Source organism: Sulfitobacter noctilucicola (genome assembly GCF_000622385.1).
Taxonomy (GTDB): Bacteria; Pseudomonadota; Alphaproteobacteria; order Rhodobacterales; family Rhodobacteraceae; genus Sulfitobacter; species Sulfitobacter noctilucicola.
This window is the reverse complement of record NZ_JASD01000008.1, coordinates 1,850,230-1,876,572: the sequence shown is the minus strand read 5'-3', so window position 1 is coordinate 1,876,572 and position 26,343 is coordinate 1,850,230. Positions and strand designations below refer to the sequence as shown.

The following is a 26,343-nucleotide window of genomic DNA, read 5'->3' as shown; positions in this document are numbered from 1 at the left end:
ATTAAGACCCGCTTTATGCCGAACGATGACCGCCTTAACAAATCTAGGCAGGCAGCGCGTCCAGTTCCCGCTGGGCAGAACGCTTGAAGAAAATGAAGTACAACACCGGTGCCGCTATAAGTGTAAGCACTGATGCGAATGCCAACCCCCCCATAATCGTCACCGCCATCGACTGAAAGAAAGCATCGCTGATCAGCGGCAGCATCCCCAGAATTGTCGTTGCCGCTGCCAGAAACACAGGCCGCAGTCTTGATGTCGAGGCTGATACAATCGCATCCGCCAACGGCAGCTTCGGTTCCGCTTCACGGGTCAGGTCGATTTCTTCAATCAAAACGATGCCGTTTTTAATAAGCATGCCCGATAGCGACAGCAGACCTAGCAAAGCCGTGAACGTGAAGGGTAAGCCTGATCCAAGCAGCCCAAGGCTGACCCCGTTGACCGCCATTGGCACCAAGAGCCAAATGATGATTGGCTGACGGAGCGCGTTGAACAGCAGTACCGAGATCAGGATCATAATGATGATACTGAAGGGCAGCTGCCCCGCGAGAGACGCTTGCGCATCTGTGGAGCTTTCCAGCTCCCCGCCCCACTCCATTTCGTAACCGCTTGGTATTTCCATCGCTTCGATGGTCTCGCGCACCTCGGCAAGGACCTCTGAAGCTGTCATGTCACGCGGAATGTCTGCGCCAACTGTTATCACGTCTGCACGGTCTCGCCGTAGCAGCAGTGTGTCCTGCGGCTCGAAGACGAACCCGTCGATGACCTGTTCCATTGAGACAAAGCCGCCGCCGCTGTCAGAATAGATCACGTGATCCGTCAAAGACATATCGCTGTCGCGCGGCACGCGTATCGTTATCGGGATCTGTCGGTCGCCTTCGCGGAACGTGCCAGCTGCCATGCCCTCGACTGCAATTTGCAGTGTTTGCGTAATGTCTGACCGCGAAATACCTGCGTCCTGGGCACGGTCAGCGGAATAGATCGGTCGCAGGACAAGCTCGCGCTCGCGCCAGTCATGACGGGGCGCCACGACGTTATCCGACGCCGCCGACAAACGTTCAATCGCCTCATCGGCCAGATCACGTAGGACATCAGCATCACTGCCGGAAAAACGGACCTCGATCGGGGCACCGCCGCCGGGACCGAAAGCAAGTCGTTTCACGCGGAATTCACCCTGAGGGATAGCCGACAACGCATAGGCCTCAAGCGCATTCATTTCATCTTCGATCACGTCAAGCGATGTCACACGGACGATCAGGTGACCATAGCCGGGGTTCGGATCTTCGCTGTCATAGGTCAGCATAAATCGTGACGCGCCCATCCCTATGAACGCCGTCGTCGCGGTGACTTCTTCGCGCTCCGACAGCCAGTTTTCGAGCACGAGCATATCGTCGGACGTTTGATGAATCGAAGCCCCTTGCGGCAGTTTGTAGTGCACAAAGTAGAGCGGCGTGTTGCTGTCAGGAAAGAACTGCTGCTTGATCTGGCCGAACATGGCAAAGCAGACGACAGTCGTTGCGATCAACGCGGCAACCACGATCCAGCGCAGCTTCAGACTGGCGCGCAAGACCGCCGCATAGGTGCGGAACAGAACGCCATCGTAGCCACCTGTTTGCGCACCGTCGCCCTGTTTGAACAGGAAGTGCCCCAACAGAGGTGTCGCAGTGATCGCCAACACCCAAGATAGCAAAAGCGAAATCCCTATGACCGCAAACAGTGAGAACAGAAATTCGCCCGTCGCGTCCGGGCTCAGCCCGATCCCGGCAAAGGCCATGATACCAATTACCGTGGCACCAAGCAGCGGGATTTGCGTTTTGCTTGCTGCTTCAGTCGCGGCATCGCGCGAATTGCGGCCTTTATGCATGGAAATCTGCATCCCTTCCGCCACCACGATCGCATTATCGACAAGCATCCCCATCGCAATGATTAAGGCGCCAAGCGAAATCCGCTCCATCTCGATCGAGGCAAGGGCCATGAAGAATAGTGTCCCCAGAACCGTCAGGAACAGGGTAGAGCCAACGACCACTGCAGCCCGCCAGCCCATGAAAACAGCCAGCACGATTACCACAATTGCCACCGACATTGCGAGGTTAACCAGAAAGGCGTTGGAGGCTTCTTCGACCACAACGTGCTGCTGATAGACCGGCTCAATTGATATACCCACGGGGATATCCAACCGCAGAACATCCAGTCGGGCATCTACGCGTTTACCCACCTCGACGATATTCTCGGTTGAGATACCTGCAACACCCAAGGTGAACGCCTCGGTGCCATTGTGCCGCACGATCAGGTTCGGATTGGCCTCGCGGCTGCGGTAGACATCGGCAAAGTTAGAGAGGTTAACAACCTCCCCGCCCACACCGATAGACAGTGCTGCAATTTCGGAGACGGTGTCAGACCCGTTCGGGCGCTGGATAATCGTGCGGCCCTGTGGTGACTGGATCTCGCCACCATCTACCATCTCGTTGGCACCGGAAATCGCGCCGATAATCGCGGAAGGCGGGATACCCATGTTCGTGGTCAACGCAAGATTAGGCTCGATAAAGATCACTTCGTTCGGAACACCGGAAAGACTCACATCAGATACGCCCTCGACAGCAAGAAGCTCGCGGCGCAAAAATTCGGACAGATCGTTCATTTCGGCGTCAGTATAGCCGGGGGCCGTGACCGCGTAGTACATGCCGTAGACGTCACCGAAATTATCATTCACGAACGGAATGGATGTGCCGCTGGGAAGCGCCGCATCACCTACACGGTTTCGGAGCTTGGTCCAGATTTCCGGCAACTCGGTGCCATCGTACTGGTCGCGCATATTGACCGTGATCCATGAAAGTCCCGGCTGGTTCATGGTTTGGATGTCTTTGACCTCACCCATCTTTTGTATCTGGGATTCAATCGGCTCTGACACTTCAAGCGCCACCTCTTCCGCCGAGGCTCCCGGATATTGGGTGACAACAATCGCTGTCTTGATGGTAAATGCCGGATCTTCGAGCCGTCCGAGAGAGCTAAACCCCCAAAGGCCACCGAGGAGGCAGATAAGCATAACGATCCAGGTATAGATCGGGCGATTGATAGACAGACGTGCGATATCCATTGAAATTCTCAGTCCCCGAAGCCGGTGAAGCGGCGTACCGCCTGCCCGTCTGTCAACCTGTCAGCCGCAATTGCGACGTACTCCTGACCGGGCTCCAGCCCGGACAGCACGGCCACATTACCATTCTCGGTCGGTTGCACTTCAACCGGTGTTTTGTTGACGGTGCCTTCTAGTGCACCGGTTGGCGTGAACACCATGACGCTGGTCGAATTATCGTTTTCGATGATAACGGCAGAGGCCGGGACTTCGACAAGGGCGACATCTTTGCCGAGGAAAGCAGTTACCTTGGCAGATGATCCGGGGAGGATGTTCAGGCCTTCCTGTGGCTCCATCCCCAATGTGATGGTGTAAGTCTGACCCACCTGTTCGGTTTCGGCGTTGAACTCCCTGATCTCCAGCGGGTATTGTTTGTCTCCAGTTAGAAACTGGGCAAACAAGGTCACTTCGGCGTCCTGTCCGGCGCGCTGGAACAGTTGTTCGGGCACGTCGATTTCTATCCTCAGATCCGACATATCATGGAGCCGAACAACGGGGGTTCCCGCCGCCACGGTGGCATAGTTCGGCTCCAGCCGGGCCGCGACAATACCGTCAAACGGAGCATGAAGTGTGGCGTTCGCCAACTCGCGCTCCGCATTCTTCAGGGCAATGGCGCTGAGATCCAATTGGGTTTGCGCATCTTGCAGATTGGTTTCTGCAACAGCACTGCCAACAAGCTGCTTATAGCGGGTCACGGTGCGCTCCGCCTGCGATTGCTGCGCGGCGGCTTCTTCTAGCGCGAGCTCGAACGGGAGCTGGTCCATCATGGCAACCAGATCACCGGTGGCCATAAAAGCGCCTTCCTCCACAGGAATTTCTACAATCTGGCCACCAACCTGAAACGCCAGATCAACAGTCTCTCGTGCGACGACGCGACCAAAGAAAACACGCTGCTGGTCTTCATCTCCAGCGCTCACAGCCTCAATTTTTACGATGGGCTGCTCTGCTGTTGCAGTAAAAGGAATTAGGGCAACAGTCATGAGCGTTGCGATCTTGATCAGCGTTTTCACCAGCGTCTCCTTGGTTCGCAACGCATGTTGCACTTATGGTATCTGCGGCACATGTTCCCGCCATGGCCAACATTCAAGAGTGAAAGGCGCAATCAAGATGGTCACGGGATCGGATTGAAGTGAACTTGCCCACTTATGGGGCAGTTATGCGACACTTCTTATCGCTGACAGCCGGATTTGGAAGAGGCGTCAGTGCATACAAATTCTCTAAGAATGAGCGAGCGGGACCGCGGCATCTGAAAGATCGCCAGCGAAGTTGGCTTCGTCTGGCCAAGGCAGTAGTTCTTGGCGCTTTGCCTCTGGCAAACTCTGTCTGGTGAACATTGAGTAGAAGGTGTCTGGACCCCTTAAACCTCAATCACCTTTCCGGTCATTTTCGAGAATATGAATGACCCGGGAGACATCGTCGAGATCGGTACCCAAGGCCTCCTGTACAAACGCTTTGATCGCCGTGTCCTTCTTGATGACTGCAATCCGTTCTTTGTGCCAGTCCACGGCGCTTTCATGCAATTCCTGAAGCAAATCATCGTCTTTTAGTTGATCCAGCGCGGCTTGCATTCTGGGCAGATTGCGTTGGATCGTCATATCCTGACAGCCGTTCCAGTCCAGCGCTATCCAGCTTTCCAGCTCCGGCTTTCCGCCTTCAGCCGCCTCTTCGCGTTTGAGCAGAAAATTGTCGAGAGTGCGGAGCGGATATCGGTTCAATTGCACGAGGTCATATCCGACCGTCTTCACATCAGAACGCCAACCGCTTTTTGCTCGGGCGTCTGTGATATCCTTTCCGGACCCGTTGACCCAAGTCACTTCCTTCTCGAAACCCTTGGCAATGCTTCCGGGTCGGTGTGCGGTAAGCGATTGGTATGCGCCACCGTTGGAAGTGGCAGTCTTGAAGCCCCAGGCCGTGTGCGGTTTGGGAAGGTAGGACGGAGCGCACCTGTCAAACTGTGCCAGCGTCAGTTGGTCTTCAAATTGTTCTTTCCCGCCAGAGCCGAAGATGCGCCATGTCATGGCAATGTTAGTGACATTGGAAGGAAGGCTACCAATCAAGGAGGCGAATGTACCATCATCTGTTCTGATGTTTACGAATTCATCCACGTCAATGTGAACGATCCAGTCCGCCGCAAAAACTTTGGGATGCTTCATCACATCTTCCAAAGCGGCGGCTTGCGGCGTGGTGTCTTCGAGGTTCCCCAATGGGACGTGGGTCACGATCCCCTGCTTGTCCAGATGCGCCAGCATCTTGTCCGTTCCATCAGAACACGCGTGAGAAAATATCAGAAAGTGGTTGAACCCGATCGCACGGTGATATGCGATCCACTCCAGCAAAAAGGGCCCTTCATTCTTCACAATCGAGACAATCAGATTACCGGTCCAGCCTTCCTCGGCATTCTTGATTGGTACTGCGTCGAAAGGTTCCATCGTTGCCGCCTCATCAAAAGCGACAAGATTGTTGTGTGGCTGAAACTTCTTGCCCAGTTTTTCGTCTAACGGGTTCGCTTCAACGGCAGGCTTGGGCGCTGCCGGTTTCGAAGCACCTTTCACAGCCGAGACATTCGAGATGTACGGATTGCTCGCCTTTTCTGCGACCGGCTGAGATGCCTTGACGGTTTTAGGTTCCGAATTTGTCTGCCCTTCATGTCCGAACAAACTGGCGTCTGTCTCAAAGTCAGGCGCGAGGAACCTTTCCAGGCTTTCGGGCACATCTTCCTCGATGTTGTAGACAAGAAAGTTCTGACCGGTTTCAGCGAAGAACCTTTGCACGTTCTCGTGGTGCAAATCCCACATTGCCGACCATGCTGCAACGGTCTCATCCATTGTGGAAAGGCCCAAACCAAGACGATAACGGTTTCCATAATTCTGGCCAGTGCCGTGGTTCAACCTGCTTTTGATCCAGCGGTCTTTGCTTCTGGTGTTCAAAATGAAATAGGATCTGGGATAATAAGCCGCAAACTCCTTGTAAAAACCACAGGCCTCAATCACGCCGGTTTTTTTCACCCATTGCATGTCAGTGTAGGCGGTCCATTTGTCCCACCCCTCAAGCGGTGGCTTGCCTTCGGCTATGTTGGAGCTGATGCCATGCGCCAGATCACCACGCTTGTAGTGAACTGACTTGATCCCGTTTTTCTCAAAGAAATCGTAGAACGAGCGAGTGCCGCATTTGTTGAAACCGATCTGGAAAATACGTGGTTTTATTGCGTCAAAACCGGGTCCGCCTGTTGGTGGCCGCATCTTTGCTTCCTTTTCCCGTCTGCTCGAATTTTTTCCAAGACTATGCGTGGTCGCCTTCCCCAATACAACACCTTGCAGCACGGTCCCCTGTAAATCGGGGCCGGTTGCCGGAAAAAACTGTAACTGGTCAGAAATTTCGAATACAAGCGGGCGGAATAAAACTCCCATCAGAGGAGTAGAGCAGCAAAGGTAGTCAGGGAATGAAAGACGCAGGCGCGGTCGATCAGCCGCCGAACCCCGTTGATCCGTCTAACTGGGCCCACAAGATCAGAACTGTTAAGGATGCCCATATCATCCCGTCGGACGGTCGTAGTTTAATACAGGGCTGCGGCGTCTATACCTCTGATCATGCCTATTGCCATGATGCCGTTCTTTGGCGCCGCAGGGCGCTGATGGTCCCCGCGGAAAACCCGACCTTCGACCAAAGTGACAATCCGGTCAAAGGAACGTACCTTTGGGGAGGCGTTCTTCACGGTCATTTTGGTCATTTCCTCGTTGAGAGCCTCGGCCGAATCTGGGGTTATGAGGCAGAAGAGCTAAAAATTGACGGCGTATTGTTCCTGGAAAAGCGTTCAGACGAGCACGATGAAAGCACTGCAATCGCATGGCACAATGATAGCGCGCCGGTTCTAACCGGCTTTCAGGAAGAGTTGTTCAACCAATTCGGGATTAAAGCGCCCATCGGCGTCGTCCGCACGCCAGTACAGGTCGAGCGGCTAATTATACCTGGTCAGGCGTTCGGCATGGGCACGATGGCCACCGGTACACCGGCCTTCCGCAAGTTCGTCCAAAGCAGGATAGGAAATGAAATCGAGGCTGACGGGCCGAAGAAGCTCTACATCTCGCGGTCTGCCTACGGTGCCCGTCGCGGCGGCGTCATTGGTGAGAACCTGCTCGAAAAACGATTAGAGCAGGATGGCTACACCGCCTTTCACCCTCAGAAGGAGAGCCTTCAAACACAGATTGCACGATACAAGGCAGCATCTGACATCGTCGCACTTGACGGCTCTGCCCTGCATCTGGCCGCAATGGTCGCTGGACCAGATCAGAAGATTGCAATGATAAAGCGGCGCAGTTCTCCGATTAGCATTGGGATCGAAGCCAATCTGACATCATTTATTGGGCGTAAGCCTGTCGTAGTGGACGCAATAAGGCGGAATTGGATCCGATCCGACAGAAAGCGGGTCGACCGTTTTTCGATCGCAGAGCTGGACTTTGCCGCCACAGGGGCGGCCTTGGAAAGCGCTGGTATGGCGACCGCTGCCGACTGGCCCGAGCTGGACGAGAAAACCCTTAAGGGACTGCTTGAAAAGCTTAACAGCGAAACACGGTATTCATTCAGACTGGAAGGGACAGAAGCGCCCAAGGGTTTGCCCGACGGTATCGTCGCTGCTTGCCATGGTATTGAGGTCCCTCAATCTCACGCGGTCGGGCCTAAATGGCTGGTACGCAAGATCAACAACGGACGTTACGAGAAAGAAGAAATAGCTGGCGCACTTTTTTTGGTAGACGAAGGGGACCGTGTGTTGGAATGCGGCGCGGGGATCGGGATTGTCGGAACAAGTGTTGCCCACAATTGCAAGCCCGCTGTCATGCGATCCTTCGAAGCAAATCCGCACCTGATTGAGGTTGTTGAGGCTACGTACAGACGCAATGGCGTAGATGATCGTATTTCGGTCACGCATGGTGCGCTGATGGCTGGTAAGAACATCCCCCAAAAAATAGATTTCAATGTTTCCAAACGCTTCGCCTTTTCTTCGTTGGACGCGCCTCAGCGCGAGCTTTCCGAGACCGTTTCGGTGCCAGTGCACGATTTTGCGAAGTTGAAAGAAGACTTCCGACCCACCGTACTTTTGATGGACATAGAGGGCGGCGAGTTAGATTTTTTAAGAGAGGCAGACCTAAGCGGTATCAATGTCGTCGTCATGGAGTTCCATCCCGAGGTCTATGGGCAAGAAGGCATGGAATTCTGTAAAGCGCAGATCAGAAAAGCCGGACTTGAACCTGTGAAAGGTAAGTCCACAGAAACGGTATGGGCCGCACAACGGACAACCGAAAAGACAACAAAAAACGAGGGAAGCAAGAAATGAAAAGAGCATTGATTACAGGAATTGCGGGTCAGGATGGCGCGTATCTTTCTGAATTGCTTTTGTCCAAAGGGTACCATGTCACAGGCACGATCAGACGCAATTCGCTGGACGAACTGGACCGCCTGCGGCGCATCGGTGTCGCTGACAAAGTTGAAATCATCACGGTCGAGCTGAGCGATGCCAATAGCGTTACCCGTATCATCCGCGAAGGGAAATACGACGAGATCTATAATCTTGCGGCACAAAGCTTTGTCGGGTCATCTTGGGACCAGCCTATCTATACTTCCGATGTAAATGCCATGGGCGTTGTCAGGCTTCTTGACGCTATCCGCACCTATTGCCCCGAAGCACGGTTCTATCAGGCCTCAACGTCAGAGATGTTCGGCCGTGTACGTGACATCCCGCAATCGGAAATGACAGCATTCCATCCCCGTTCTCCCTATGGGGTGGCCAAGACTTTCGGCCACTACATGACCATGAACTATCGCGAGAGCTTTGATCTTCACGGATCTTCGGGAATTTTGTTTAACCATGAAAGCCCCCTGCGAGGCCCTGAGTTCGTGACCCGCAAGATCACTCTTGGACTAGCTCAGATCGCGAATGGAAACTGCAACGCAATCGAGCTGGGCAATATGGACGCCAAGCGTGATTGGGGGTTTGCTCGTGATTATGTAGAGGGCATGTGGCGCATGTTGCAACAGGACGTGGCTGACGATTATGTACTGGCCACAGGCGTGACGACATCAATCCGAGACTTCGTAAACTTTGCAGCACAAGCGTTGGACATTGAACTGGAGTGGGACGGCGAGGCCGAGAAAGAAACGGCCACGGACAAAAAAACAGGCAATCAGATCATAAGGATCAACCCGAAGTTCTATCGCCCCGCAGAGGTCAGCCTTTTGATTGGTGATGCCAGCAAGGCCGAAAAAGCGCTTGGCTGGAAAGCACAGACTTCCATCGAAGAACTGGCAGCTATGATGGCAAAATCTGACTACGATGACGCCAAAGCGGCCAGTTAAGAGCGTTCAGACAACTCGCCCGATCAGTCGGGCGAGTTCTTCAGCCGAACGTTTCATCATCCGGCTCCGGTAGGCAGCCAGCGCGCTGTGTATTTCGACAAGCTCTTCGTCCTCAACCCCGGACAGGCGGTCAAGCGTTGCCTGCACGGTGTTGTCAGATACCAGCATTGGAAAGCGGTAACAGGCCTCAGAATATCGATCCATGATCATCGGCACTCCGAACCCTACAGACATTGATGCTGTCGATGTGATTTTGATGCGCTGATACTGTGCGAACCCTTCCGCAATAAGCGGATGGAAAATGGTTGCGGAGCGGAAGCTTTCGAACACTTCCGAATGAGGAATTTCCGGCTGATCCCCTAGCGGCAGAACGTTAATCCTTTTCTCCAGCCCATGTTGTGAGATCACTGAAACAACCTCTGCTCTGTCCACGCCGCTAGATGGAAACTCAAATTTCAGATTTTGCCATTTGTCGGGATGAGCGGAAAGCGTCTCGATCAAGGCCGCATAATTGCGGGAGCGCAAAGAAAGATTGCCTGGCACAACAATCTTGCGCATCTCTTCAACGTTGTAAGCCACCGGGGTATCGGCCAGAACGCAATACGTCAGAAGACCAAGCTTATCGACATATTTGGCATCCGTCTGGGCGTTCATCTCTGCTGTCACGTGAGGGGCAAGTGTCATGAAAGCAAAGTCGGGCCGGTCTAGCAGGCCGATACATTCGGGTGTCTTGATAAACTGATCGACGTTATGGATCATCGCGATCACAGGTTTGCCGCAACGGCTCGCCCACTCCGCTACCCGCACGCGATTAAGTGTGTTCAAAAACACAAAGTCGACATCTGCCAGCAGGCTATCCCAATCCATATTCTCATCTGTGGACAAGGAGGTGTACTGAATATCTGCGTCTCCGCCGCGCACCTGTTCAAAGACATCACCCCGGATGCGGCGGATACGGCGATTGAGCAGTACAGTAGGTTTATAGCCAGCCCCGTTGCATGCTGCGATCAATGAAGGGATTACCTCTTCATGACGTGGCTCGAACTGTAAGATGAGGCATTTACGCATAAATTTGGTGCTCTGTGTTGTTTGGATGTTCAGCGCTGGCACCTTTTAGCCGGATATCTGCCAATATTACCAGAAGAATGGCTTTGGGGATTGATGGTGGCGGAAAGAGAAAGGCATTACAGGCTTTTTGCACTTAATGCACCGCAGATCATCAGCACCATCGCTCTGGCTGTGAACGATTTAAAGAGGTTAACGCGCCGGCGGGTAGACGAACCCTCGGCACTAGGGATGTAGTCAATGAATGTCGTCCAGACCTGATCGGGGCGTGCGAGCGCCAGTTTGTGCCGCAGATACGGCTGTCTGACGTCAGCGCCTATGGATCCAAATAGGCGCTGACGTCAGACAAAACCCACCCATACAAAGAGAAAAGTCCGCCAAAGGCGACCAGATCAAACCGTGCGATATTTAATGGTGGCGGAGACGAAGGGATTCGAACCCTCGAGACCCTTCCGGGCCTACTCCCTTAGCAGGGGAGCGCCTTCGACCACTCGGCCACGTCTCCGTTGACCGCTATACAAGGGCGCTTTGCATCTGAACAAGGGCAAAACCGCCTACTTTTGAAAAAAAGCAGTTGGTGTGTGACAGTGAAAGGGATCAGACAAGAGTAGATCCCTTCTTGAGAAGGCGTTCCAGCGGCTGGATTTCAACGGACCCCGGCGTTTTTCGAGCATCCAAGATCAACCTAATTTCAGCGTTCGAGGCATTCGCGGCAATTGAAAATTGGCGCTCACATGTCTGTGACCACCTGTGAAATTAAGTGGGGGCGGCCTCAAGCCACCCTCCAACCGACTGAAAACGAGAGACTTTTCACAGGCGCCGCAAAGTCTCCCGACCTATCAACATCGAAATCCACAACAAAAAACGAAAATCATTGGAAACCTTTTTCGCCGTCGTGGAGTTGGAACACCAGACAGCGAGACGAGCACGAGGCTCGGCACGCAAATGAACTAAGAGTAAGGAAGAAACAATGAAACTTTTCATCACAGCAGCCGCCGCAACTTTGATCAGCACAGCCGCATTCGCAGAGAACTCAGATCGTTACAACGACCTGATGCTCGACACATCCGAAACTGCCGAGCGCGTTTATTCTGATGGCGTAGAAAAGAACAATCTGGAGCGCGCCCAGCGTGGTGCCGACCAGCAGTACACAACAGCGGACGAGAACAAAACACCAGATGTGACGTTCTCCACACGTAGCGACATCACATCCGTGGGCGAGAGCTACCCCTACGGTGGCTACGGCCCAGGCAACGACAGCCGCTAATACAGGCTAATATTCTAAAGAAGGCCCGGTCATTCGACCGGGCCTTTCTTTTTTCGGTTACCGTAAATTTGCGGGCACTGCCCAAGCGGCGTTAGGTATTAAACAGGAAGTGCAGGACATCGCCGTCCTTGACGGTATACCCCTTCCCTTCCGCACGCATCTTGCCCGCTTCTTTCGCAGGACCCTCGCCGCCCAAAGTGATGAAGTCCTCATAGGCAATCGTTTCGGCGCGAATGAAGCCTTTCTCAAAATCACCGTGAATAACACCCGCCGCCTTTGGTGCGGATGTGCCTGTCCTGATCGTCCAGGCACGTGCCTCTTTCGGCCCCACAGTGAAATATGTCTCAAGATGCAGGAGCTCGTAGCCTGCCCGGATCAACCGATCGAGGCCCGCTTCCTTCAATCCCATTTCGTCAAGGAACATCTCGGCTTCTTCAGCTTCGAGCTGGCTGATCTCTTCCTCGATCTGTGCAGAGATAATGACATGTGCATTCCCCTGAGACGCCGCCATTTCGGCGACAGCGGCGGAGAATGCATTGCCCTCAGATGCTTCGGATTCCCCGACATTGCAGACATAAAGCACTGGTTTGGTGGTCAAAAGCTGTAACATCCGCCATGCGCGGGCGTCGTCTTCATCCACCTCAACGACGCGTGCGGGTTTTCCTGCCTCAATGGCATCCTGTGCCATCGCCAGCAAACGGTCCTGCTGCACTGCTTCCTTGTCGTTGCCTTTGATTTTGCGCACCAATCCGGCGCGGCGCTTTTCGATGCTTTCCAGATCAGCCAGCATCAACTCTGTGTCGATGGTTTCAGCATCCGCAACCGGATCAACCCGACCTTCGACGTGGGTGACGTCACCATCTTCAAAGCAGCGCAGCACGTGGGCAATCGCGTCTACCTCGCGGATGTTGGCAAGGAACTGGTTGCCAAGACCTTCACCCTTTGAGGCACCTTTCACCAATCCGGCAATATCGACAAAAGTCATCCGTGTCGGAATGATCGATTTCGATTGCGCGATGGCCGCCAGTTTATCCAGCCGGCTATCAGGAACCGCGACCTCGCCCACGTTGGGCTCAATCGTACAGAAGGGAAAGTTGGCTGCCTGAGCGGCTGCGGTGCGGGTCAATGCATTGAAGAGGGTCGATTTACCGACATTCGGCAGACCCACGATACCCATTTTAAAACCCATAATCTTGATCCTTCCGACATCAGAATTTGCGTTCTCCTATGGCGGCGAAGGGTGCGGTGCAAGGGGATGAAGGGCTCTCAGGCGGTGCCAACAACAGAAAAGATGATTTTCACCTTCCAATTTTTGAAAATTCCCCCCTCTGCGGCACCCGTCACACATTGATTTCCGGCGCGAGGTTCGGCATTGGCTAGGGAAACCCGAAGAAAAGGCCATGACATGACCCGTATCGATGCCAAGTTTGCTGACCTGAAAGCACAGGGAAAGAAAGCGTTCGTTTCCTATATCATGGCTGGCGATCCCGATGTTGCCACATCGCTTGAGATCATGCGCGGTCTGCCAGCGGCGGGTGTGGACGTGATCGAATTGGGTCTGCCCTTTACCGATCCCATGGCAGATGGCCCTACGATCCAGCTGGCAGGACAGCGTGCGCTTGATGGTGGCATGACTTTGAAGAAAACGCTTGAGATGGCCGCAACGTTCCGCAAGGAAGATGATACGACGCCAATCGTGCTAATGGGCTATTACAATCCGATCTACTCGATGGGTGTCGATGCCTTTCTCAAAGCTGCCAAGGCGGCCGGCATTGATGGTTTGATTATTGTCGATCTGCCGCCCGAAGAAGACAGCGAGTTGTGTCTGCCTGCACAAGAGGCCGGATTGAACTTTATCCGCTTGGCGACACCTACAACCGACGACAAACGTCTGCCACGTGTGGCGCAGAACACCTCGGGCTTTGTCTATTATGTCTCTATCACCGGCATTACGGGTTCGGCTGAAGCAGACGCAGGCGATGTAGCACCGGAAGTTATCCGCATCCGCGAAGCAAGCGGTCTGCCGGTTATCGTAGGCTTTGGCGTAAACACACCGGCCAAGTCACAGGCGATTGCCGAGGTTGCAGACGGCGTTGTGGTCGGGTCGGCAATTGTATCGCGGATCGCTGCAGGTGACAGCGTGGCCGATGTGCTCAGCTTCGTAAAATCCCTATCAGATGGCGCGCACGCCGCCTAAGGAGCATCCCGCGCGGAATCGAGATGCTGACGGAGCCTTATCAGGACCGGTAGTACCGCCGCGATTTCCTCGGGTGGCACCGCTTTAAAAAGATCGGAAGAAGTCGCGGCCATTTGCGCAATCATCTGCGATTGCAGGGAACGTCCTTTGTCCGTCAGCCACACGGTTTTCGACCGCCCGTCCTGAGGGTTCTCTTTCAGCGCCACATACCCCTTTGCCGCCAGACCCTTGAGTGTATGTGTCATCGAGGTCTTGGGCACCTGAAACGCGCGTGCCATGTCAATTGGCACTGCACCGTCACCCCGATTGATCAGGTGGTTCAGTACCGCAAAATGCGGCGCGATCAGCCCGTCCGGCAACCGCGCCTCCAATCTTGCGCGGGTCAGTTGTTCAATAATTCCGATTTCTTTAAACACCTCAAAAATCGGACGGGGGTCATTGTCATGCACGTGCCAGTTTCGCTTCCAGTGGCCAGCGCGGCGTGCGCGGGATTTCCGGACCATATCCCAGCCGACCGAGCATTTGAACCGTGTGCCCCTTAGGCGCAAGCATTTCATGTGCCTTTGCGTATAGTACCTGCATTTCAGGGTATTCCTGCAAGGCCTGACTGATCGGGTGCAAGGAAAGCCCCATTCCGGTCGTCGTGAGATTAAGGCGCAGCCAGCGCCGCCCGGCCTCGATGTGATCCAGTGCGTTATTTCCAGCCGTTGTCAGAACAGCATAGGCAGGCGTGGCAAGCATAAGCTCGCGGAAGCTGTCGATACCGCCCGAAAACGCCGGATTGTCGGGATCTAGCAGTGCGTCACGGCTCAGCATTCCGGTCAGCATCAGGCTCTCTAGAAAAGCACCGCCCATGTCGATGCCATCCGGCGTCGCGTTAATCTCCACTTTGCCCATGCGCATGAGATCAACGCTTTCTTTCATGGTTCTTGGTGTCAGTGTCTCAACCATAAAGGCGTCAAAGGACAACTCCTGAATAGCCGCAACCATGGCAGGGTCGGTATAGACATCCACCTGCGACCGCAGGGCCTCTGCATGGGCGGCAGGAACGGCCTGATCGGTGAAGGGCTTCTTGCAAGACCTGCGTGCGAGTATGTGTTCGGCTAAAGGATCCGTTTGCGCGCCCTCGGCAAAGACCGCACGTGCAATCGGGCCGGCTGGTCCCTCAGGAAAGAGCGTTAGATCAACGTCATAGCCTGCGGCGCTGGCCGCAATCACCATCTGTTCCAGAAAGCAGCCCATACCAATCTTAATCTGGCGTCCGTCCGGATCAGTATGCGGCAGGTTTCGCACACCATCGTGGGACAATGTGAGCGCGTCACCCCCCTCTAACGCGACCTGCCAAGGTTGCAGATTATGTGGATTCGGAGCCAGCAAGGCGTAGCTCAGAGCATTCTTCCGCGGATCAGAGTAGCTGCCTGCCAGCTCCCATGGGGCCTGCGCCTTGGCTGGTGTGCGTGTTGCAAGAAATCCGGCAGCAGAGGCCCCGGCGGCCAAAATAGTACCTCCGCCAATCAGGGAAAGCGCCTTTCTACATGATAATGACATTTCGAATCTCCATTTAGTGCGATATTGCACCAAATGCATTATAGTACGATATTGCACCAATCAAGAGTAAAGATAGAATTGACCCAAATCGCGCTGATTGGTAAGCAAACGTGACCAATATGGAGGCTGTTCATGCCCGTCATCACCAACATCGGCGATCTGAAACGTATCTATGAGCGTCGCGTCCCCCGCATGTTCTACGACTATTGTGAATCCGGCAGCTGGACCGAGCAGACCTTTCGCGAGAACACATCGGACTTTGACAAGCTGCGCCTGCGCCAGCGGGTTGCCGTCGATATGTCCGGCCGCAGCACGAAGAGCCAGATGATTGGTCAGGATGTCGCGATGCCGGTCGCACTGGCCCCTGTCGGGCTGACAGGGATGCAACACGCGGACGGTGAAATAAAGGCAGCCAAAGCGGCTAAAGAATTCGGTGTGCCCTTCACCCTTTCCACGATGTCCATCAACTCTATCGAAGATGTGGCAGAGGCGACAAACGCTCCGTTCTGGTTTCAGCTCTATACGATGCGGGACGCCGATTATGTCAGCCGTCTGATCCAGCGCGCCAAGGACGCCAATTGCTCGGCGCTTGTCATCACACTTGATCTGCAAATTCTGGGTCAGCGGCACAAGGATCTCAAGAACGGGTTGTCCGCCCCACCCAAACTGACACCAAAGACAATTGCAAACCTGATGACCAAATGGACATGGGGCATCGAGATGCTGCAGGCAAAGCGGCGTGAATTCGGCAACATCGTGGGCCATGTCGATGGCATTTCGGATGCATCCAGCCTGGGCGCATGGACGGCGGAACAGTTCGATCTGACGCTCGACTGGGCCAAGATCGCCAAGCTCAAGGAACAATGGGGCGGTAAGGTCATCCTGAAAGGGATTCTTGACGCGGAAGACGCCAAGATGGCGCTCAATGTCGGTGCAGATGCCATTGTTGTATCGAACCATGGCGGGCGGCAGCTGGACGGAGCGGTCAGCTCCATCAGCGCCCTGCCCTCAATCCTTGATGCGGTGGGCGATCAGGTCGAAGTGCACCTTGATAGCGGCATCCGGTCAGGTCAGGACGTGCTGAAAGCCCTTGCGATGGGGGCCAAGGGCACCATGATCGGGCGCGCGTTCATTTACGGACTGGGCGCAATGGGGCAAAAGGGTGTGACCACAGCGCTAGAGGTGATCCAAAAAGAGCTGGACACCACAATGGCGCTTTGTGGTGAGACAAATGTCGCAAATCTGGGCCGCCATAACCTTCTTATTCCCGAAGATTTCGGCGGGCGCTGGCAGAAAACCTGAGGCTGGGATAGGTCTGGCCCATGCTCGTATTCCTGCGTCACAAGATAACCTTTCTGGCTACACCCAAGACAGGTACGACAGCCGTTGAGATGGCGCTGAAACCACGGGCTGAAATCGTGTTTTCCAAAGGGCGCAAGCACATCACAGCCTTGCGCTACGCCAACAAGATCGCGCCGTTTCTTGAGGATACCTTCGGTGTTCGTCCTGCCTCTGTCGCTGTGATGCGCGAACCGGTGGACCAGATCAGAAGTTGGTACAAGTACCGCAGTCAAGAGCGTCTGGATGGTACAGCGCAAAGCACCAAGGGCATCAGCTTTGACCAGTTTGTGCGTGAAGTCGTCTCCAACGACCCGCCGGAACGTGCGCAGATCGGACGGCAGTTCAATTTTCTGACCGACGGCAAAACGCAGGTGATGGCAGATCACATATTCGCCTACGAAGAACAGGAAGCATTCCTGATGTTCTTGTCAGAACATCTTCAGCATCCGGTCGAGATACCACTCAGGAACGTATCCCCCAAGGTAGGAGCGGCGTTAGAGCCTACGACACTTGCGCTATTGCAAGATGCCCGTGCGGCTGACTTCATCCTTTACGATGAACTAAGATCGAAGGATGGACACCTTAAGCGGAGCGACGCGCCAGCATAGGGACAAGGATCAGCGCTGTTGCCGCCAGCAAGGCGGCCACCAGTACAAAGGCCATGCGCAGGCCGAAGCCTTCAGCCACCAACCCCATCAGCGACGGCCCGAAGAAGAACGCACCGTACCCGATTACCGATGCGCGACTGATCGCGGCAAGCCGTTGCGCCGGTGGCACCACGCGCCCGATCAGGGCAAGGGAAAGCGACGCGACCACGGAAATGCCCAAACCCGCCAGTGCAAAGCCCGCCAGTGCCATAGGGACACTGCCTGCGACGCCAGCCAGCAGGATGCCCGAAGCGGAAACAACCGTTGCCAGAAGCATCAGCGTGGTGTCACGGATAACACGTGCAAGACCGTGCCCGAACAGCCGGCCGATCCCCATGGTCAGGCCCAGAAGTGCCGGTCCCAGTGCGCCCTCGCCTGCCGTGCCGCCAAGAGTGCGCTCCAGGTGAAGTGCGGACCAGCCCTCGGACGCCGCTTCTGCCAGAAACGCCATCATTACGACCAAACCAGCCAACAGAACCAGCCGGTGCATTGCCGCTGTCTGTATCTTTCCGGCCGCACCGCTTTCCGGCAACGTCACGGCGGGGTCGCGTGCGGTAATCGCCAAGGCAACTAGCGCGCATGCAAGGAGCAGAAACACGGACGTCGGTGCCCAGCCTGCCTCTCGCAATGCACCCGTCACAAGCGCACCACCGGCATATGCAAAACTGTAGAGCGCATGGTTAAGGTTCATCAGCGAACGCCGGGCATCAGCCTCGATCTCCGAAATTCTTGCATTGGCCAGAACGTCCACCACGCCGGAACCGACAGCTGCAAAAGCCATCCCGCAGATAAGCAAGGGGATGGAAGGCGCAATACCGGCCCCCAACATCCCCACAGCGATAACAGCAATGCTGATACTGCTCGCAACGCTGCCGAAAAGGCGCAGGAACATCGGGGCAAGCCACATCGCCATAATCGCGCCCAGCGAGGACACCAGAATGGCAAATCCGTATTCTCCATCGGACGCGCCCACATTCGCCTTGATTACCGGCATCTGGGCAAAGTAGGTGGCCCAAGCAAGTCCAATGGCGACAAATCCGGCAAGCGGTCGGCGCGATAGAATTATGTCGGTTTTCAGGCCCATTCGATCAGCCCTGACACGGCCCGCACCCCTTGCCAAGAGTGGTCGCGCGAATTTGGTCTTTTCACGAAGCACAAACCGTTCTATAGGCAGCGCTTCACGCGGGGATACAGCCTTGGAGGATTCCCGCCCTTACATATTGGAGAATACAAATGGCCGGAGAGATTCCAGATCTTATCGCCCAGGAACGGACGGGGACAGGCAAGGGCGCCGCTCGTCAGGCACGCCGTGATGGCATGGTACCAGGTATCGTTTTTGGTGGTGATGTTGACCCGCTGCCGATCAACCTTGATTTCAACAAGCTGCTGACAATGCTGCGCAAAGGCCGCTTTAAAGCGACTTTGTTCAACATGAAGGTCGAAGGCCACGATGACGTCCGCGTTATCTGCCGCGATGTTCAGCGTCACGTTGTTAAAGACCTGCCAACGCACGTCGACTTCATGCGCCTCAAGCGCACAACAAAGATCAACCTGTTCATCAACGTTGAAGTTGAGGGCGAAGACGTCGCTCCCGGCATCAAAAAAGGTGGCGTTCTGACGTTGGTACGTCCCGAGGTCGAACTTGTTGTGACTGCGGCAGACATCCCCGAGAGCCTGGTAATCGACATCTCCGCGCTGGAGATCGGCGACAGCCTGACAATTTCCGATGTGAAGTTGCCAGAAGGCGCAAAGCCAACGATCGACCGCGACTTTGTGATCGCTCAGGTTTCTGCACCATCCGGTCTCGCATCTCAGGATGATGATGACGAAGATACAGCGGCAGACGAGGTTCCAACCTCAGAGATGGGCCCACCAGATGGTGAGAAGTCTGACGACTGAGGCCTGCCCTGCAGGACCGAAGATATTGAGGGTCGCCATCAGGCGGCCCTTTTTCGTTTCAGGACAGTCGCGATGTCCTTTTCCAGCGCACCGCGACCGGTACAACGGATGATCGTTGCAGGGATTTAGATCATCCGCCAAGCCTGCTAAACAGAACACAAGAAGCAGGAGTACGTCTGATGAAACTGATCGTGGGACTTGGCAATCCGGGTGATAAATACGCGCGCAACCGACATAACATCGGTTTCATGGCGCTGGACCAGATCGCGTCGGATCATGGCTTTGGCCCGTGGAAAGGCAAGCATCAGGGCAGCATCACCGAAGGACGCATCGGGACAGATCGTGCAGTATTGCTAAAACCAGAGACCTTTATGAACAACTCAGGCCAGTCGGTGCAGGCGGCGATGCGTTTTTACAAGCTCGACCCCTCGGATGTGATTGTCCTGCATGACGAGATCGACCTCGCCCCCGGCAAGGTCAAATGCAAATCCGGCGGTGGACATGCGGGCCACAACGGCTTGCGGTCGATCCACGCCCACATAGGGCCGGAATATGACCGTGTACGGCTGGGTGTCGGCCATCCCGGTCACAAGGATGCCGTGCCCGGCTACGTGCTGCGCGACTTCCCCAAAGCAGATCAGGATTGGCTCGACGATGTATTGCGCGGTATCAGCGACGGGGCCAGTGCACTTGTGGCATGGGATACGGCCAAATTCCTCAATGCTGTTGCGATGCGGGTTAATCCGCCCCGTTCCGGCACTGGCACAAAAGGCCCCAAACCCAAACCAGAAGCTGCCGCCCCGGTTGACAAGGCCCTGTCGGAAGAGGCCCCCAAATCACCGATGCAAAAGCTGATGGAGCGCTTTAGATGAACCTGTCACAAGCCTTCGCGGCACAAGCGGACACCTGCACACGCATGGGTAGCCCTTTCATGGGCCAGCTTTTGGGTATCCTGAGTGAGAGCTGGCCCACCGACAGCGCATTGGGTCGCAAGTTTTCAAGTTTCGAAGGTGACATCGGACCCGCGGGTCATTCGTTGCCTCTGCGCATCGCGGGTGGGCTGCACGCATTGGTGCTCAGCAATGCCGCGCCTGAGCTCGCTGTACTCTACCCGCCGAACAAAGCCACGGACGACGCGCTGCGCGACGGTGTCCTGAATGCTCTGACCACCCACGAGGCCTTTCTGCTGGATTGGACGGACAGTCCGCCCCAAACCAACGAAGTGCGCCGCTCTGCCGCCCTGATTGCAGGCGCGCATGTAGCCTTGCAACATTTCAATCTGCCAATCCATCTGTCCGAACTTGGTGCCAGCGGCGGGCTGAACATGCTTTGGGATCACTACGCGCTGGAAATTGACGGCGACCGCTTTGGCATGAATGTGCCATCCGTGCTGCTGACGCCGGAGTGGGAAGGTGCGAAACCGCCCAATGCCAGCCCGTCCATTGCGGATCGGGCCGGCGTTGATCTTAACCCGCTCGACCCTAGTCGCGGCGATCATCTGCTGCGCCTGACCGCCTACCTTTGGCCGGACCAGCCGGAGCGTCTGAAGATGACCCGCGCCGCCGCGTCTATTGATGCGACGCGCCCTGTCAAAGGAGACGCAATTGAATGGCTCGCACCCCGCCTGGCCCGTGCCCCTCAGGGACGCTTGCACCTTATTCAGCACACTGTAGCCTGGCAGTATTTCCCAGCCGCCGTGCAGGCCCACGGCCGCGCTGTGATCGAGGCCGCTGGCGCACAGGCTACGAAAAACCGCCCGCTTGCGTGGCTGTCAATGGAGACTGACGGAGATACGACAGGCAAAGTCGGCGCGGCACTGACATTGCGGCTGTGGCCCGGTGATCTGACGCTGAATCTGGGGCGCGCGGATTTCCACGGACGCTGGATCAAATGGGCCTACGAGGGCTAGACTAATGTCTGAACGGCAAATGCCCGCAAGACCACTGCAGAGAAAGTAGACAGCTATGCGACGTTTCGGAAAATGGCTCGGGCGGTTTTTGCTCATTGCGGTGATTGTCGCGGTAGCGGTTGGTTTGTGGAAGCGGGAAGAAATAACGCGCCTTCTGGCTGTGAACTCGCTTTTCTCCGAAGAGAAGATCGTGACCAACTTCTCAAACATGAAAGATGCTTTTCTCACCGTACCGCTGGATCGCGGTGACGGCCCGACCAGCGAACTTGCCTATGGACCGGAGAGCGAGCTGCCCGAGGGGGCGCAGACGTGGATCGAAGACCGCAGTGTGACGGCATTGGTCGTGCTGAAAGACGGCAAGATCGCCTATGAAAACTACTTTCAGTCCACCCAGCCAGAGGATTTGCGCATCAGCTGGTCGGTGGCCAAAAGCTATCTGTCTGCGCTGGTTGGCATCTTGTTGGAAGAAGGCGCTATTGCCTCCATTGACGACCCTGTCACCAAATACGCGCCCACGCTTGAAGGGACTGCTTATGACGGTGCCAGCCTTCGGCAGGTCTTGAACATGGCCAGCGGCGTGACCTTCGATGAGGATTATCTGGATAAAAATTCTGACATCAATCGCATGGGCCGTGTGTTGGCGTTGGGCGGGAAAATGGATGATTTCACCACCGGATTGACCGAAACCTTCGCCGATCCCGGTGCGGAATGGAAATACGTGTCAATCGACACCCATGTGATTGGCATGGTGGTGCGTGGTGCCACCGGCCGTTCGATCGCGGATCTGCTGAGCGAAAAGGTCATCACGCCCTTGGGCGTCGAATATGCGCCCTACTATCTTACGGATGGCGTTGGCACTGCCTTTGTCCTTGGCGGGTTGAACGTAACCACGCGGGATTATGCACGCTTCGGTCAAATGTATCTTCAGGGTGGCGAGTGGAACGGTACGCAAATTGTTCCGCGTGAATGGGTAGAAGCGTCAACCGTGCCCAGCGCACCTACGGCTGAAGGCGAGATCGGATACGGGTATCAATGGTGGATACCAGTAGGCGCGGTGCCAGGAGAATACATGGCACGTGGTATCTATGGTCAATACATCTATATCGATACGGACCGTGGCGTCGTGATCGCGACCAACGCGGCAGACCGCAAATTCAGGGAAGAAGGCGTATCCGGGCAGAACATCGAAATGTTCCGCAAGATTGCGCAGAACATGTGAGGGCCAATGGAACCGGATGAAAGTGTAAACGTACTTGATGGTCCGCTCATCATCTGCGGCACCGATCCTGTCACGGGTTTTTTCCGCGATGGCTTTTGCAACACCTGCGCGGCGGATCAGGGCAGCCATACGGTATGCGCGGTGATGACGGCCGAATTCCTCGCCTTTTCGAAATATGTCGGAAATGACCTGAGCACACCGCGCCCTGAGTTCGGCTTTGCAGGGCTCAAGCCCGGGGATCCGTGGTGTCTGTGTGCCGGACGTTTCCGGCAGGCGGCAGATGAAGGATGCGGCCCGAAGGTCTATCTTGAGGCAACGCACAAGCGCGCGCTGGAGGCGGTACCGCTCAGGATTCTGCAAGACCATGCAATTGATACCGCAGACGAATAGAGCAGGCGCGTTGCCGCTGACACCCGAAAGACAGGTGTCAGCGAAGACTTAAGATAACGTCAGGCGAATTCACCCATCTCGAAGCCAAGCGCCTTGGCGACGGTAAAGATATCTTTATCGCCACGGCCACACATGTTCATGCAGATGATGTGATCTTTCGGCAGATCAGGCGCAATCTTCATAACATGGGCCAGAGCGTGGGATGGCTCAAGTGCAGGAATGATGCCTTCCAACTCACATGATACCTGAAATGCGGCTAACGCTTCCTTGTCTGTGATTGACACATATTCGGCGCGGCCAATATCGTGCAGCCAGGCGTGCTCGGGCCCGATACCGGGATAGTCGAGACCCGCCGAGATGCTGAACCCTTCGAGTATCTGACCGTCATCATCTTGCAGCAGATAGGTGCGGTTACCGTGCAGAACACCCGGCCGTCCGCCAGTGAGCGACGCGCAATGCTCCATCTTGGCATTCACACCTTTGCCGCCCGCTTCGACACCAATGATGCCCACTTCTTTGTCATCAAGAAACGGATAAAACAGGCCCATCGCATTTGATCCGCCCCCGATGGCGGCGATAACTGTGTCCGGCAAACGGCCTTCGGCCTCGGTCATCTGCTCGCGCACTTCTTTGCCGATGATGCTTTGGAAATCGCGGACCATGGCGGGATAAGGGTGCGGACCGGCAACTGTGCCGATGCAATAGAACGTGTCGCGCACGTTGGTGACCCAGTCGCGCAGCGCATCGTTCATTGCGTCTTTCAAGGTGCCGCGACCTGACGTGACAGGTATGATCTCCGCACCCAGGAGACGCATGCGGAACACGTTGGGTGCCTGCCGCTCCACGTCGTGTGCGCCCATATAGACCACACATTTAAGGCCGAACTTGGCGCAAACCGTTGCAGTGGCCACACCGTGCTGCCCCGCGCCTGTTTCCGCGATGATCCGCTTTTTACCCATGCGGCGGGCAAGGATGATCTGGCCCAGCACGTTATTAATCTTGTGCGCGCCCGTGTGGTTCAGCTCGTCGCGCTTCATGTAGACCTTCGCTCCACCAAGCTTGTCGGTCAGGCGTTCCGCGAAATAGAGCGGGCTGGGGCGTCCAACATAGTGCGTCCAAAGATCATGCATCTCTGCCCAGAACGTCTCGTCCGTCTTGGCAATCTCATACTGCTCTTCCAGCTCGAGGATCAGCGGCATCAGCGTCTCTGAAACAAAACGCCCCCCGAAATCACCAAAGCGCCCGTTTTCATCCGGACCGGTCATGAAGCTGTTGAAAAGATCGTTGGCCATTGGAGCGTCTCCTGTCTCGCGCGGGTCAGAACAGACATCTAGCGCAGGCGTGGGTCACGCGAAACCCCAAGACTATTGCATTCTGCATGCGCTATTTCGCAGCAGCCAAAACCTGCACGCCCACTCGCCTATTTGCCATAGGAGTTCGTCAGTCAAACAGCTTAAAAAGCTCTTTCTTCAGCTTGTCTTCCAACTCGTCCTTGACGGCATCCTCAACCGATTGACCGTCCTCACGCGTGATGCCCAATTCTTCTTCCAGCTTTTCGTTCACGTTTTGCTTCACGCGCTCTTCTGCACGTTCGCGTTCTTCGGAAAAGTTGAGGTCGATCACTGCCTGTAGATCGGGCTTGATGCGCGGGTCAGACCAAGGGCCGGAGATGCGCACCGGAACCGCCAGCCCGCGATCATTGTTCACGCGCAGCGCTTTCGGCGTCACCGTGTAGTCCAGCGTCTGTGCACCAAGGTTCACCTGCCCCACACCGCTTGCATTAAAGTTTGTCAGCGACATTTGCAGGTTATCGTTGGTCAAGACGCCCACGTTCATCGCAAAGGTCGCGGTCATCGCATCGAAAACCGTTGTCCCGCCCGCCACATCGAAAGAGCCCAGTAGATTATCCAGATCGATCCCCTCAATTGATCCACGTCCGACCTTAATCGCTCCTTTTCCCGAGAGCGACCGCATGATTGCATCAAGGTTCTGGCCGACCCCGAGGAAGGACACCTCGGCATCGCCCGCGCCGGTAAAGCGCGACAGTCCTGCCATATCCGCGAGCAGCCCTTTCATCTCAACCCCGGCGGCACGCAGATTGCCCCCGACCGACAGACCGTTTCGATTGTTCATCACGAATTCACCGCTGAATACGCCGCCATAGCCAGAAACCTCGCGCAGCTCGAACACCATGCGCGCGCGGTCATTGCTTAGCAGGCTGCGGGTTTTGCCCAGTTTGAGTGTGCCCAGATCAATGCTGTCCGCACTTAACGCAATTGCGCCGTTGAAAGCGGAAAGGCCTGAGGCATCAATCGGTGCGCGGGACCATCCAGCGGAGGATGCAGCGCTGCCTGAACTTTCGCCGCCAGACGTGAGGCTGCGCATATCCAATGCGCCGGCTTGCAGTTGCGCGTTAATCTGCGGCGTGCCGTTCAGCTCGATGTCGGCCGCACCGCGCAAGGTATTCCCGCCCAAATCCGCCACCAATTCCCGCAGGGCCAGCTTGCGGTCCGGTGTGAGGGTAATGTCCGCGCTGGTGTCTATCGTGCGGCCAAATCCTTCCGGGAGATCGACACCCCCTACACCCAGTGCAGCCATAAAGGCACCAGTATCCGAGGTCTTGAGGCGAAGTTTGCCGGCAACCGCACCTTGCAGGGATGCACGCCCATTTAAAGACATCTCGCCTCCTTGCGTGCGCATTTCGAATGCCAATGGCTGCACCTGTCCATTCAGAAATCCGGAGAAAGCATCAATCGTTGCCACGACATCTACCTTCTGTGCCGCGGGGCGCAAACTCGCTTCGATTGCAGCGGGACCATTCTGGTCCGGCCAATCTAGCGACAGATCAACGCCAGCATATGATACCAGATCGCTGCCCTCGGCATCATAGATCAACGCCGCATCCCGGATAACCAGCCGCTGGATGGTGATAGGCCGTGTCGCTGTGCCAGCCTCGGATCCCGTCTCTATGCGGGTTTCACCATCCGCATCCGTAAACAGCCAGTTGGCCCGCCCGTCAGCGCGACTTTGTAATCGGATGGTGGGGCTCGTCGCTTCGACATTGGTGATCCTGATCTCGCCACGCAGTAACGCCCCTGCATCCACACCGATTGCTGCCTGCGCGGTGCTCAGCATCGCCTCTCCATCGGTCCAGTCGGCATTGCCAATCTCTAGCCCGCCCGCAGTCACGCCCAGAACAGGCCAGAACGTCATGCCGACATCGCCGCTGATTTTCACATCGCGGCCCGTGACACGCGTCAACTGATCCGATGCAATCCTTGCAATCCGGTCGGCTGGCAACATCAACACACCGACAACGGCAATCACCGCCATGATAACCAGAATTCCGATGATCCTAACGATCCATTTCATGTCCCACACCTCTC

21 protein-coding genes and 1 tRNA gene are annotated in these 26,343 nt (G+C 55.6%); 11 read left to right on the top strand and 11 right to left on the bottom strand.

What is annotated here, in order from left to right:
- Positions 1 to 43: 43 nt before the first annotated feature.
- The 3 genes from Z946_RS0112850 to Z946_RS21130 form a co-directional block, all read right to left on the bottom strand.
- Positions 44 to 3,091: an efflux RND transporter permease subunit gene (locus Z946_RS0112850; RefSeq protein ID WP_025056139.1), complete on the bottom strand. Its 3,048-nt coding sequence runs from the start codon at positions 3,089 to 3,091 to the stop codon at positions 44 to 46.
- Between the two features lie 8 nt (positions 3,092 to 3,099).
- The gene (locus Z946_RS0112845; RefSeq protein ID WP_025056138.1) at positions 3,100 to 4,137 is read right to left on the bottom strand and encodes an efflux RND transporter periplasmic adaptor subunit; all 1,038 of its coding nucleotides are present in this window, start codon (positions 4,135 to 4,137) and stop codon (positions 3,100 to 3,102) included.
- Positions 4,138 to 4,491: 354 nt separating this feature from the next.
- Positions 4,492 to 6,366, bottom strand: a complete 1,875-nt coding sequence (locus tag Z946_RS21130) for a glycosyltransferase family 2 protein (protein WP_025056137.1) — start codon at positions 6,364 to 6,366, stop codon at positions 4,492 to 4,494.
- Between the two features lie 200 nt (positions 6,367 to 6,566).
- Between Z946_RS21130 and Z946_RS21125 the strand changes: the two genes are divergently transcribed.
- On the top strand, positions 6,567 to 8,456 hold the full coding sequence (locus Z946_RS21125) for an FkbM family methyltransferase (protein ID WP_052836100.1): 1,890 nt from the start codon (positions 6,567 to 6,569) through the stop codon (positions 8,454 to 8,456).
- Positions 8,453 to 9,475 carry a GDP-mannose 4,6-dehydratase gene (gene gmd / locus Z946_RS0112825; RefSeq protein WP_025056136.1) on the top strand — a complete coding sequence of 341 codons (1,023 nt, stop codon included), beginning with the start codon at positions 8,453 to 8,455 and terminating at the stop codon, positions 9,473 to 9,475. The genes Z946_RS21125 and gmd overlap by 4 nt, the downstream gene beginning before the upstream one ends.
- 6 nt (positions 9,476 to 9,481) lie before the next feature.
- Here the strand turns inward: gmd and Z946_RS0112820 are convergent, their stop codons facing one another.
- Together Z946_RS0112820 and Z946_RS0112815 are read right to left on the bottom strand one after the other, a co-directional pair.
- Positions 9,482 to 10,585: a hypothetical protein gene (locus Z946_RS0112820; RefSeq protein WP_152540578.1), complete on the bottom strand. Its 1,104-nt coding sequence runs from the start codon at positions 10,583 to 10,585 to the stop codon at positions 9,482 to 9,484.
- A gap of 370 nt (positions 10,586 to 10,955) precedes the next feature.
- A tRNA-Ser gene (locus Z946_RS0112815) sits at positions 10,956 to 11,045 on the bottom strand.
- 465 nt (positions 11,046 to 11,510) lie between these two features.
- Here Z946_RS0112815 and Z946_RS0112810 point away from each other — a divergent pair.
- On the top strand, positions 11,511 to 11,807 hold the full coding sequence (locus Z946_RS0112810) for a hypothetical protein (protein WP_025056134.1): 297 nt from the start codon (positions 11,511 to 11,513) through the stop codon (positions 11,805 to 11,807).
- A 91-nt stretch (positions 11,808 to 11,898) separates the two neighbouring features.
- On the opposite strand, the gene ychF is transcribed toward Z946_RS0112810, so the two are convergent.
- Complete coding sequence (gene ychF, locus Z946_RS0112805) at positions 11,899 to 12,996, bottom strand: redox-regulated ATPase YchF (protein WP_025056133.1); 1,098 nt, start codon at positions 12,994 to 12,996, stop codon at positions 11,899 to 11,901.
- Between the two features lie 216 nt (positions 12,997 to 13,212).
- Here ychF and trpA point away from each other — a divergent pair, with 216 nt between their 5' ends.
- Complete coding sequence (gene trpA / locus Z946_RS0112800; RefSeq protein WP_025056132.1) at positions 13,213 to 14,004, top strand: tryptophan synthase subunit alpha; 792 nt, start codon at positions 13,213 to 13,215, stop codon at positions 14,002 to 14,004.
- Here trpA and Z946_RS0112795 read toward each other — a convergent pair.
- Complete coding sequence (locus tag Z946_RS0112795; RefSeq protein ID WP_025056131.1) at positions 14,001 to 14,453, bottom strand: MarR family winged helix-turn-helix transcriptional regulator; 453 nt, start codon at positions 14,451 to 14,453, stop codon at positions 14,001 to 14,003. The two genes, trpA and Z946_RS0112795, sit on opposite strands and share 4 nt — an antisense overlap.
- Positions 14,446 to 15,552: an Acg family FMN-binding oxidoreductase gene (locus Z946_RS0112790; RefSeq protein ID WP_025056130.1), complete on the bottom strand. Its 1,107-nt coding sequence runs from the start codon at positions 15,550 to 15,552 to the stop codon at positions 14,446 to 14,448. Before Z946_RS0112790 ends, Z946_RS0112795 begins: the two co-directional genes overlap by 8 nt.
- A 132-nt stretch (positions 15,553 to 15,684) precedes the next feature.
- Here Z946_RS0112790 and Z946_RS0112785 point away from each other — a divergent pair, with 132 nt between their 5' ends.
- Together Z946_RS0112785 and Z946_RS0112780 are read left to right on the top strand one after the other, a co-directional pair.
- Positions 15,685 to 16,854 carry an alpha-hydroxy acid oxidase gene (locus Z946_RS0112785; protein ID WP_025056129.1) on the top strand — a complete coding sequence of 390 codons (1,170 nt, stop codon included), beginning with the start codon at positions 15,685 to 15,687 and terminating at the stop codon, positions 16,852 to 16,854.
- A gap of 20 nt (positions 16,855 to 16,874) precedes the next feature.
- Positions 16,875 to 17,501 (top strand): hypothetical protein, encoded by a 627-nt coding sequence (locus Z946_RS0112780; protein ID WP_025056128.1) that lies wholly within the window; start codon positions 16,875 to 16,877, stop codon positions 17,499 to 17,501.
- Here the strand turns inward: Z946_RS0112780 and Z946_RS0112775 are convergent.
- On the bottom strand, positions 17,476 to 18,624 hold the full coding sequence (locus tag Z946_RS0112775) for an MFS transporter (RefSeq protein ID WP_025056127.1): 1,149 nt from the start codon (positions 18,622 to 18,624) through the stop codon (positions 17,476 to 17,478). The two genes, Z946_RS0112780 and Z946_RS0112775, sit on opposite strands and share 26 nt — an antisense overlap.
- Before the next feature lie 149 nt (positions 18,625 to 18,773).
- Between Z946_RS0112775 and Z946_RS0112770 the strand changes: the two genes are divergently transcribed.
- From Z946_RS0112770 to Z946_RS0112750, 5 genes are all read left to right on the top strand, one after another.
- Positions 18,774 to 19,439: a 50S ribosomal protein L25/general stress protein Ctc gene (locus tag Z946_RS0112770; protein ID WP_025056126.1), complete on the top strand. Its 666-nt coding sequence runs from the start codon at positions 18,774 to 18,776 to the stop codon at positions 19,437 to 19,439.
- 179 nt (positions 19,440 to 19,618) lie between these two features.
- Complete coding sequence (gene pth, locus Z946_RS0112765) at positions 19,619 to 20,311, top strand: aminoacyl-tRNA hydrolase (RefSeq protein WP_025056125.1); 693 nt, start codon at positions 19,619 to 19,621, stop codon at positions 20,309 to 20,311.
- A complete protein-coding gene (locus tag Z946_RS0112760) occupies positions 20,308 to 21,348 on the top strand; it encodes a DUF2332 domain-containing protein (RefSeq protein WP_025056124.1) in 1,041 nt (346 codons plus the stop codon). Before pth ends, Z946_RS0112760 begins: the two co-directional genes overlap by 4 nt.
- Before the next feature lie 55 nt (positions 21,349 to 21,403).
- Entirely contained in the window at positions 21,404 to 22,567 is a 1,164-nt protein-coding gene (locus tag Z946_RS0112755; protein ID WP_025056123.1) for a serine hydrolase domain-containing protein, read from the top strand.
- Between the two features lie 6 nt (positions 22,568 to 22,573).
- Positions 22,574 to 22,957, top strand: a complete 384-nt coding sequence (locus tag Z946_RS0112750) for a DUF2237 family protein (RefSeq protein WP_025056122.1) — start codon at positions 22,574 to 22,576, stop codon at positions 22,955 to 22,957.
- A 59-nt stretch (positions 22,958 to 23,016) separates the two neighbouring features.
- Here the strand turns inward: Z946_RS0112750 and trpB are convergent, their stop codons facing one another.
- Complete coding sequence (gene trpB, locus Z946_RS0112745; RefSeq protein ID WP_025056121.1) at positions 23,017 to 24,249, bottom strand: tryptophan synthase subunit beta; 1,233 nt, start codon at positions 24,247 to 24,249, stop codon at positions 23,017 to 23,019.
- A gap of 148 nt (positions 24,250 to 24,397) precedes the next feature.
- Complete coding sequence (locus Z946_RS0112740; protein WP_025056120.1) at positions 24,398 to 26,329, bottom strand: AsmA family protein; 1,932 nt, start codon at positions 26,327 to 26,329, stop codon at positions 24,398 to 24,400.
- Positions 26,330 to 26,343 lie beyond the last annotated feature (14 nt).

Excerpts from the sequence above, each read along its gene's own strand:
- Z946_RS0112750 (WP_025056122.1), top strand. The coding sequence starts at position 22,574 with ATGGAACCGGATGAAAGTGTAAACGTACTTGATGGTCCGCTCATCATC.
- Z946_RS0112810 (WP_025056134.1), top strand. The coding sequence starts at position 11,511 with ATGAAACTTTTCATCACAGCAGCCGCCGCAACTTTGATCAGCACAGCC.
- Z946_RS0112775 (WP_025056127.1), bottom strand. The coding sequence starts at position 18,624 with ATGGGCCTGAAAACCGACATAATTCTATCGCGCCGACCGCTTGCCGGA.
- Z946_RS0112760 (WP_025056124.1), top strand. The coding sequence starts at position 20,308 with ATGAACCTGTCACAAGCCTTCGCGGCACAAGCGGACACCTGCACACGC.
- Z946_RS21130 (WP_025056137.1), bottom strand. The coding sequence starts at position 6,366 with ATGCGGCCACCAACAGGCGGACCCGGTTTTGACGCAATAAAACCACGT.
- Z946_RS0112755 (WP_025056123.1), top strand. The coding sequence starts at position 21,404 with ATGCGACGTTTCGGAAAATGGCTCGGGCGGTTTTTGCTCATTGCGGTG.
- trpB (WP_025056121.1), bottom strand. The coding sequence starts at position 24,249 with ATGGCCAACGATCTTTTCAACAGCTTCATGACCGGTCCGGATGAAAAC.
- Z946_RS0112785 (WP_025056129.1), top strand. The coding sequence starts at position 15,685 with ATGCCCGTCATCACCAACATCGGCGATCTGAAACGTATCTATGAGCGT.
- Z946_RS0112780 (WP_025056128.1), top strand. The coding sequence starts at position 16,875 with ATGCTCGTATTCCTGCGTCACAAGATAACCTTTCTGGCTACACCCAAG.
- trpA (WP_025056132.1), top strand. The coding sequence starts at position 13,213 with ATGACCCGTATCGATGCCAAGTTTGCTGACCTGAAAGCACAGGGAAAG.
- Z946_RS0112740 (WP_025056120.1), bottom strand. The coding sequence starts at position 26,329 with ATGAAATGGATCGTTAGGATCATCGGAATTCTGGTTATCATGGCGGTG.
- gmd (WP_025056136.1), top strand. The coding sequence starts at position 8,453 with ATGAAAAGAGCATTGATTACAGGAATTGCGGGTCAGGATGGCGCGTAT.
- Z946_RS21125 (WP_052836100.1), top strand. The coding sequence starts at position 6,567 with ATGAAAGACGCAGGCGCGGTCGATCAGCCGCCGAACCCCGTTGATCCG.
- Z946_RS0112850 (WP_025056139.1), bottom strand. The coding sequence starts at position 3,091 with ATGGATATCGCACGTCTGTCTATCAATCGCCCGATCTATACCTGGATC.
- Z946_RS0112770 (WP_025056126.1), top strand. The coding sequence starts at position 18,774 with ATGGCCGGAGAGATTCCAGATCTTATCGCCCAGGAACGGACGGGGACA.
- ychF (WP_025056133.1), bottom strand. The coding sequence starts at position 12,996 with ATGGGTTTTAAAATGGGTATCGTGGGTCTGCCGAATGTCGGTAAATCG.
- pth (WP_025056125.1), top strand. The coding sequence starts at position 19,619 with ATGAAACTGATCGTGGGACTTGGCAATCCGGGTGATAAATACGCGCGC.
- Z946_RS0112790 (WP_025056130.1), bottom strand. The coding sequence starts at position 15,552 with ATGTCATTATCATGTAGAAAGGCGCTTTCCCTGATTGGCGGAGGTACT.